Here is a 5,757-nt window from a genome sequence, read left to right on the forward strand (position 1 = left end):
CCCCCCTTAGTTAAGATGATCCCCCCTTCCCCCCCTTAAAAAAGGGGGGCTTTTAGCTTGATTTTATCTTTGAATTTATCCTGGCGATCGCTTTTTACTATTCCCCCCTTAGTTAAGATGATCCCCCCTTCCCCCCCTTAAAAAAGGGGGGCTTTTAATTTTATTTTATCTTTGAATTTATCCAAGCGATCGCCTGTTGTAAATTATTTGTTTACTAATATGCTTAAATAAGGCATCGCCCTTTTGATTGTAGGGGATCTGTAAATATAAATATTGTTAACAGTACAACGCTCATTGCTATAACTGTGGTTAATCAGAGACAAATTATTGATAACGCACCATCTCCACTTAATCTAGGCGGGGTTATTTTCTTCGGGAGATCGGACATTTTAAATCTCCTCAGTTTTTAATCGCCAATCTGACTCAGAAATTTCTGCTGTTTCTAAACATTGATAACAAAATCTATAGATATCATTAGCTGACAAATTCACATTAACAAAGGTCTGATTTTGCAGTTCACGACTAGAGCGAAAATTTTTAGCATCTCTACTCACAAAGTAAGGATATTGCTCAAGAATTTCTGAGAATTTCTGAGAATCTAATTCAATAATTTGATTAAGAGTTTTTTCTAAAACGTCTCGCCAACTTTTTACAGAATATTCTTCAGAGAAAATTTTCAGAGATTTAGGTTTTTTTCCCTTAATACTATTCATCTCATTAAGAGGAGTAGAATCCACTGCTTCCTTGCCGAAAAACTCCCAAATTTGTACAGCAATTTCAGCTAAATATCTGCTTCTTGCTTCTATATCTTCTTGTCGCCAAGACTGTTGATTGCTAAAGTATTTATTTAATTCTAATTTACTTTTGGCTAAGCGATCGCGTTTATTCTCAAAACTATCATTGGATAATTCAGAATTATAACCAGTTAGAGTTAAATTTCCTAGAGAATGAACTAACAAACTATGAGTTATATTTGCTTTTTCCCCTAAATATTCCCGCCACCATTTATTCAACGTTTGGGGCATTACATGTTCAATAGATAAATCTTCTAAATATACTTTTTCTTTATGGTTAAAAAATAATTCTATTGATTCTAGAATTAATTTAGCTTTAGCACTACGATTACTTCCATATAATTTAATTTCCTTTAGTTTAGCTAAAAATTCTCTATCTTTGGGATAATTTTGGTGTTGTAAACTCAGTTTTAATCTATCTACAAAAGAAGTCTCTCGGTTCAAGTAACTATCTTTATTAATTTGTCCATAAAGAGAAGCAAATATTTTATTTAACCCCCGAGTTTGAACATTACATACAAAACGTCTAAGTAAAAAATTTTCAAGAATTTTAAGAATAGCGATAAAATCGGCTTTAGTTATTTTTTCTTGACTATAATCTTGGTAGCAATTTAATAAAAATGGATAAACAGTAGCGACTTCTAAGCGATTAATTCTATGCAAGTGTTGGCTAATATTTGCTTCTGTTTCTAAATCAGGATTGAGAAGTTTTGCATAATATTCGGAAAATTTATACAAGTTTTTCAAGTAACTAATTGGCTCATCATTTTCTACTTCACTTTTTAATTCAAAGTATACTTCATTTTTTTTGATTTCCTTGCCTTTTCTAGTTAAATAGTGCCTGATGAAATCGGTAATTTTTTCTTCTAAATTTGTTTGCATTGGTTGCCAATATTGTTGATATATAGACATTTGCAATTTTGGATCATCTGGATGAACTCGCATAAATATATAGTTACGAATTAAATCTGCTTGAGTTAATGGTCTTCCTTTGGCATTTAAACTTTCAAAAACTAAATAGGGATCATCTTCCAGACCAAGTGTAATGCTTACCAAAGAAAAGTTATTACAAAGAACTTCTTGAAGTGTAGCTATGTCTAGGAAACAATATTTAATCTTTTTGTAAAAAAACTGATAACACTCTGTCAGTAAACTATTCTTCTTGGCAGGAGGATTATCAATAATTTGATAAAATTCTTCTCTATCTAATTGGGTTGGTTGTATTTTATATTTATCAGTTCCTTTTTTATATTGATTAATTAACAGAGTATTATTAATCTCTTCTGCTAATTCTGAATTTTGTTTAGACAGTCTTACGGTATCTCTTAAAGCCGCTAGGATAATAAATACAGTGGTTAAACGTTGTTGACCATCAATTAACAAATATTTAGTAACCTTTGTGGGTGCAGAATTTACCTGTATAGTAACAATAGAACCAAAAAAATGAGGGCGCGAATTTTCTTTATGACATAATTCTAGCAAATCTTCCCACAATACATTCCATTCCTGTTTTGTCCAACTATAGGGTCTTTGAAATAGAGGAATTTGATACTGTTTTATCCCTTCAATAATTTCTTGTAGTGTAGTTTTTGATGCTTGCATTTGTCACTTATTTTTACTTATCTTATAGCAATTCCCAAGCAACTGAGGTACATTTTCTGTTTAGAAGTTCCCTGTTTTGGAGTTCCCTAAATCCGTTAACCTTTCTCAGTAGACTGAAAAACGCTATAAATATTATCCCACATAGTCTATATTCTTTTGTTTTAAAGGTCCAAGGCTTGTAAGCCCAGTCAAGTTGTTTAATCTCTGTTCCTCATATCTTGCACCAGAACTTATGTACTAAATTAACCTCAGAAAAAGTTCATTTCTCTTTCGCCTAAAAAAAGGGTATATAGAACAAAAATACTGAATACGCCTGGAGTGTCAGCCAATTTTTAAGGGCGATCGCATTAATTCTTTAACTCATTACTCATTACTAATTACTCAAATAATTACTTCAAAACTCCTTACTTCAAAACTGATTACTCAACCCCCACCAGTAACTTTGGGTAAAGATGCTTTGGTCTGAGGTTCCGGTCTTGCCTCTTCCTAAAAACAATAACTTATATGTCAAATACAGACTTGTCTGTGACTATAAATAAAAAAACCCCTACACTTACTTGTGAGAGGAGTGTAGGAGTTAATAAATATATCTAATTAGATTTAGTGGTGGTGGTGATGGTGATGAGAGTGAGCAGCTTTTGCTGAAGCTAGTTGAGAATTTACACTTAATCCAGTTTCCTCTAGTAAAGCTTCAATTTGAGGGTTAGCCCAATCCGCAGCCATTTTCAGAAATTGAGGATCATCATTAACGCAGGGCATCTGCACAAAAGTTACATTCTGATGACGATGTTGCATTTTATGAATAATATGCTCAACATCTAAAAGAGTTTCGTGGTTTTCTGTAGCAAAACCAATAGGCATCATTAATATAGCTTTAGCACCTAATTCCAGGAGATTTTTCGCAGCTAGTTCAGCATTAGGTTGTGTCCATTCAATCAAAGGGGTATCATGGTTCAACCAACCAACTGAGATTAGAGGATATTTATAAATTAATTCTTCTCTCACTAATTCGTAAAGAGCTTGACTTTCATCAATTCCAGAGGTGAAGCCTTTGGCTTTATGAGGACAGCCATGATTCATCAGGACAATGCCTATCTGAGAAGGTAAATAAGCCTCGGCTAATTCTGCTTCTATTTTTCTTTCTACCATTTCAGCTAGTAGCTTAACATAAGCTTGTTTATTGTAAAAAGAAGGAATATAGCGGATACCTCGAATCCAATGCTCTGTACCATCATTTAGTTGACTCAAAGCCTCGTTGACTTGTTCTACAGCGATACCACTAGTAAAGATAGAATCTACTACCAAAAGGGGATAAATCAGTAGCTTTTGAAATCCTTGAGCTTTGATTTCAAAAAGAACTTGGTCCGGTAAAAAAGGCGCACAGAAGTTAAAAGCTTTGAATACTTTAACGCGATCTCCCCACTGGTGTTGTAGTTCGTGTTCTATCCCTTGTCTTTGAGCTTCAAATATCTGATTATGGGGGGATATGAAATTCCCATGTTGATGACTCCATTCATGTAAATCAAATATTGCCAAGAGTTTAGCTAGAGGTGGATAAATCCAGTTAGGTACAGGAGCAAATTTAGCTGTTAGTAGATTTAATGCCTGTTCATTATAGTTGGCAAAATCTTCATATTTTTCTACTTCCCCGTAACCCATTAGTAAAACAGCAACGCGATCTTCCTTTGCTGGTGATTGTATCTCTTTATTTTCTTTGTCGGAGATTGTGACCATTAAGAATCCTCTAGGAATATATGTTCTTACTCTCCTAGCTTAACATCCCCTCTAGGGGGATAGGGCTGACTAGAGTCTTTCTTTTAAGATTCTCGTTCTAGTCGTGGTTGTACTTTCACCTTAACGACAATAGCCGTTAAATTATCGTGACCATTATGTTGATTAGCTAAATTAATCAAGTGTTTTAATTCTTGTTCGAGATTAGCTTTTGAACTAACTAGGGATAAAAGCTCGTTTTTTCCTACAGTTTCTACGAAATAATGATCGCAAAAGCCATCGGAGCACAATAAAATTACTGTATCTTCTTTGATCTCAAAAAATTGTACTTCTGGATAGACAAAATTGTTATCCCGTGGTCCTAACGCTTGAGTTAATTGATAAGCATCTCGACGTTGGTAAGCAATATCTGGTGAAACTCCACATAGTACTTCTTGTTGAGCTACTGCGTGGTCCAAGGTTATTTGACTTATACCTCTTTTGCGGGTTATATGATAAGCTCGACTATCGCCTACATGAGCTACCGCCGCTTTAGTTCCATCAATCAGTAGCATCACTAGAGTGGTGCCCATGCGATCGCTTCCTGCTTTTCCGTTATCTATATTTTCTTGATATATTTTTTGATTTGTCAACAAAATCCCTTGACGAATCGCTTCTTCATTTGGCAGTTGTGTTCCCCAATGAGTCTCAAAATATTCTTTGAGAGTTTCTACCGCCATTTTACTCGCTACTTCTCCTGCCGCGTGTCCTCCCATTCCATCACAGACTATGTATAAACCCTGACCTTTATACTTAACTTGTTGACCATTTTCTTGCTTTTCTATTTTTGTTATTATTCCATAATAATCTTCATTGTGCTCTCGATTACTTCCTATATCTGTTGCTGCTACATCCGTCAACTTCAGCAGTTGCATCGGTAGTACTAGCGTTGGTAGATTATCGGTATCTGTATCTTCTTCTCTTGTTAAATCTATACTTTCAGAAGGATCATCCATCTCTATTGCTTCTGATATATCTAAGTCCATAGAATCCATAGATGAGTCTGTTTCATCTAATTCTTCTTCTATCTTTTGCAATTCTTCTAAAAGTTTCATCACGGTGGTTATTTCACCGTTTATTAGTTTTTTATAAACATCGCTAATTGATTCTATAGTAGTATTAAAAAGATTTTGCCATAATTCACCTAACTTAGACAAATCTGGTTGATTTTCGGCATCGTCCTGGTAAATTTGCTGTAAACCTAAACAATCGTCTTCATCTAAGAGTAAATTATCTATTTTCAAAATACTTTGAGTAATTTGCCTGTTGTAAAATTCTTCCCACAATACAGTCATTTGTCGTAGATAAGCTAGAATTTGCAGATTAGGTAAATTGCTTACTTCTACTAATTTTTGCCAAGGGGAGCGATCTTCTAAAATAATATATTCTATATTTTGATCTTGCCAATAATCTTTAATAGTAGGAATTAGGTCAGGAAATTTATCCCCCAGATTCAGATATATTTGCACTGAAGAATTACCTTGTTCTGGATTTGTATCTTCTAAGTCTTCTTCTTCTAAGTCTTCTTCTTCTAAGTCTACCTCTTCTCTATCTACCTCTTCTCTATCTACCTCTTCTCTATCTACCTCTT

General features: G+C 34.2%; 3 protein-coding genes. All 3 read right to left on the bottom strand.

What is annotated here, in order from left to right; genetic code table 11:
- Positions 1-389: 389 nt before the first annotated feature.
- Entirely contained in the window at positions 390-2,396 is a 2,007-nt protein-coding gene (locus MW688_RS22555; RefSeq protein ID WP_486738268.1) for a DUF262 domain-containing protein, read from the bottom strand.
- A 600-nt stretch (positions 2,397-2,996) separates the two neighbouring features.
- Complete coding sequence (locus tag MW688_RS22560; protein ID WP_486738269.1) at positions 2,997-4,130, bottom strand: ferrochelatase; 1,134 nt, start codon at positions 4,128-4,130, stop codon at positions 2,997-2,999.
- A gap of 83 nt (positions 4,131-4,213) precedes the next feature.
- A partial coding sequence (locus MW688_RS22565) for a serine/threonine phosphatase (RefSeq protein WP_486738270.1) occupies positions 4,214-5,757 on the bottom strand: 1,544 nt, incomplete at its 5' end.

This window comes from Johannesbaptistia floridana (assembly GCF_057440575.1).

Coding starts and splice junctions, on each gene's coding strand:
- MW688_RS22555 (WP_486738268.1), bottom strand. CDS start 2,396: ATGCAAGCATCAAAAACTACACTACAAGAAATTATTGAAGGGATAAAA.
- MW688_RS22560 (WP_486738269.1), bottom strand. CDS start 4,130: ATGGTCACAATCTCCGACAAAGAAAATAAAGAGATACAATCACCAGCA.